Genomic DNA, 3811 nt, shown 5'->3' with positions numbered 1-3811 from the left:
CGTTAGTAATAGCCGTATTAACAGTGCCACCAGTCACTAAACCTTTATCTCCATCGGCTACTGAACCAGTGCCTAATTTTTCACTCCATTTTTTAGCGTCCTCAGTAGAGATGTTGGAAGCATCTTTATTAGCTTTGACAGCTAGCTTGGTATCTACAGTAGTAGATAATTCCGTTAATTTAGGGGCAATAGCACCAGTGATGGCATCGTTAGATACATTTACCTTATACACAGTGGAATTGCCGTCTACACGGCTTTCTACGGAAGTATTAGAGCCGTTTTCTAGCTTAATAGCTTCTTTAGATAAATTACGGATTACCGTTTTACCGTCATCTGTAATGTTATCTAAAGTGGTATTAGCTTTAGCATTGAATTTAGAATCTAACGCATTATTGATGCTAGAAGTAGCATTGTTGACAGCGTTAGTAATAGCCGTATTAACAGTGCCACCAGTCACTAAACCTTTATCTCCATCAGCTACTGAACCAACACCTAATTTAGATGTCCATTCTTTAACATTTTCATCTGTTAAGTTAGATGCATTAGTATTAGCCTTAGTTGTTAATGTATTAGGATCAATTTTAACGGTGGAAAGAGCTGTATGTAAGGTATCACCTGTAATTAATCCTTTATCACCAGCTTTTGCAGTGCCAGTGCCTAATTTTTCACTCCATTTTTTAGCGTCCTCAGTAGAGATGTTGGAAGCATCTTTATTAGCTTTGACAGCTAGCTTGGTATCTACAGTAGTAGATAATTCCGTTAATTTAGGGGCAATAGCACCAGTGATGGCATCGTTAGATACATTTACCTTATACACAGTGGAATTACCGTCTACACGGCTTTCTACGGAAGTATTAGAGCCGTTTTCTAGCTTAACAGCTTCTTTAGATAAGTTACGGATAACAGTTTTACCATCATCTGTAATGTTATCTAAAGTGGTATTGGCTTTAGCATTTAATGTATTAGGATCAATTTTAACGGTGGAAAGAGCTGCATGTAAGGTATCTCCAGTAATAAGTCCAGTATTACCAGCTGCATTTGTACCATTTCCTAACGCAGCTTGCCAAGCTGTTTTATTAATTGCTTTTGCTTCAGATACTTTCCACAATTGATTACCATTAATTGCTTCTTTAGAGTTTTCAGCAATTGTACCATCTGTTACATTCACTAACTTTCTAGTAGAAGTATTAGAGCCAATGGATACTACATTATCTTCAGTGGCTACACTATCTTTGCCTAAGACAACGGAGTTATTTGCCTTAGTTTTTACATTTGAGCCTAATACAAATGTATTTGTTCCTACTGTATGTGTAGTGGTAGCATCGCCAATGGTATTGTTGTTACCAAAAGCATAAGAGCCGTCACTATAAATAGTGTTAGGATCGCCAAAAGTCCCAGAATTATTACCGATTACAATATGGCCAACACCTACTGCAATAGATTTTGTGCCAGTTACGGCAGAACCTTTACCAATGGAAATAGAATTTTCACCAGTTACAATAGTACCTGTGCCAATGGCAATGGAATTAGACCCTGTTGATAAAGCATTTGTACCAATAGCCATAGCATTTTCACCTACATTACTTAGATTATGTAGGGTTAATGCATTTTTAAGAGCGGTCAAACGTTCTTGATTCTGTTGCAACTCTTGAGATTTAGCCGTCAATTGTTTCATTAATGTTTCATATTGCTCCATATACAACAAATCTGAAGCGTTGGGATTGATAGATTCCCAATTTGTTTTGGCTTGATCGGCAGAGGATTTTAAAGCTACAATTTGTTTTTCTTTTTCAGCAACTGCATTTTTATTAATTTGGAGAGCTGTTTCAAGGTCTGATGTTAGTTTATTCGTGGTAATTTTATTTTTTTCTAAAATATCTGTGACATTCTCTTTTTCCCATTCTTTATATTTATTTTTTAATTCTAAAAGAATGTGTTGTAGATTATATGAAGTAGCTATAGAATTATATTCTTTTATTGCTATATTTTTTTTATCTAACCACATAGTGTTATGAGTATCTTCATATTTTTTTTGATAATATGTGATTTCATAACCTTTTATAAAATAGTCGATTTTTTTATCCATTTCTTCATAAAATTGATTTTTTAATTCTGGGGTGAATAAAGGGTTATTATTTTTGTTGAAATATTCTCTAATAGATTGTTTGTATTTAGGAGCTTCTTCTTTAATACTATTCCATTCATCCTCTGTAGTTAAATCTGTATTGATATTTTTATTCAAAATATCTTTTGTTGGTCTATTAGTTAAATTCTTATCACCATCAAAAGCATTAAAATGAATATAATTATATTTTTTATTACCACCATTAAATATATTAATATTAAGGTAATTACCCCAACGGTCATATTCAAAGCTATCCTCTATACCAGCTGATAAATAATATTTGTTAATAGTTTCTGGTAGGTTCATATTGTATACATTGGTAAACTCAAAATATTGTGAATTTGTATTTCTTAATTGATTATTTCTCAAATCGCCCATTGCCTTATAATGAGCTTTAATATACTCCTTATAGAAGCTATCTAAAGGTAAATTCAAGGTACTTCCTTCTTCGGTCATGCGTTTTAGATTAGTAGCAGCTGCGGTTAATCCACCTTCAGAGGTAATATCTACACCCCCAAGACGATTAATAGCACCTAGACGATTGTTTAAATCATCTAGTTTAGCTTGAGCGTTTCTAAAAAATTCAGCGGAATTAGCTACTTCTGTATCGTAAGCGTTTTTCTTTTCCAAATAGCTTTGACGAGCTTTTTCTTTAGCAAGTCTAACTTGCTTAACACGTTCACCAGCTTCAATTGTTTTAGCTTGTTCAGCCCTAATTTTTTGGATTTCAGCGGCCAAATTAGTCACGTTATTTTGGGCTACATCAATTTCATGTAATTTCTGTTTATTTTCATTCAATTTGCTTGTGATAGTATCTTTGGTTTCATTACCACCAGTAGCCACTGCATTATTACCTACGGCCAATGATCCAGTACCAGTCGCAATAGAACCATTCCCTCTAGCTCTTGCATTAGTACCTAACTCAAGGCCAGAATCTTCTTTAATGTTGTTGATAGTAATATCATAGAAGTTATTTGTTACACCATTTTCTGTAGTAGTTGTAGTAGCAGGATCTGCGGCATAACCAATATGACCTGCACAAGCAAGTGCTACCAATGTGGAAAGTGCTAATTGTTTTTTCATATAGTACCTTTCAAAAATTAGTTAAAATTATCTTTTAAAAACTAAGATGTTATCGCCAATTTCAATATATTCTATATTAGGGTCATCCTTTAAGAGTAGAATTAATTCCCTTAATCCTTCAGAAGGTTCATACATATTTTCAACTTCTTGAAGGGTAACCCCATTTTCTTCAGTCAAGATTTCAAAGATGGTTTTCTTTTCATTCCATACTACACAACAGTTCATAGGACCTCCTTTTATAGGTAGTGTTCCTTGATAAACTCGGCTTCCTTGTAGAGACCTTTATAAATCAACCATTCTAAGGTGAAGTTATCCATTTTCTTTTCTTCAATCAGTTTGTTCAGGTAAATTTGGTCGCTTTTATCTGTGGATAAAACAAAAGCAGCTTCTACAGGCTGTAAGGCAAGATCAAATACACGATTTCCTTTTTCAAAAGAACTATAGTAGTATTCATGCCGTTCCTGGTTATCTAGCTTAGAAATGATGTCAATTTGACGTTCATTACAACCGAATTGATGGTAATAGTTACGTATGTAGAAGGAACGATGGCTGGAGTACGCATTACTTCTTCCATTTCATACACCTGCCAACGTCCTGAACCTT

At 34.2% G+C, this 3811-nt stretch carries 2 protein-coding genes; both read right to left on the bottom strand.

What is annotated here, in order from left to right:
- Positions 1-3208: hypothetical protein (locus RWR88_RS08660; protein WP_369011009.1), on the bottom strand; the 3208-nt coding region annotated here is incomplete at its 3' end.
- Positions 3209-3235: 27 nt separating this feature from the next.
- Positions 3236-3433: a hypothetical protein gene (locus RWR88_RS08655; protein ID WP_314451874.1), complete on the bottom strand. Its 198-nt coding sequence runs from the start codon at positions 3431-3433 to the stop codon at positions 3236-3238.
- Positions 3434-3811 lie beyond the last annotated feature (378 nt).

It is taken from the genome of uncultured Granulicatella sp. (genome assembly GCF_963528195.1).
Classification (GTDB): Bacteria; Bacillota; Bacilli; order Lactobacillales; family Aerococcaceae; genus Granulicatella.
Note: the sequence above shows the minus strand (reverse complement) of the source record. Positions and strands in the feature narration are given on the sequence as shown.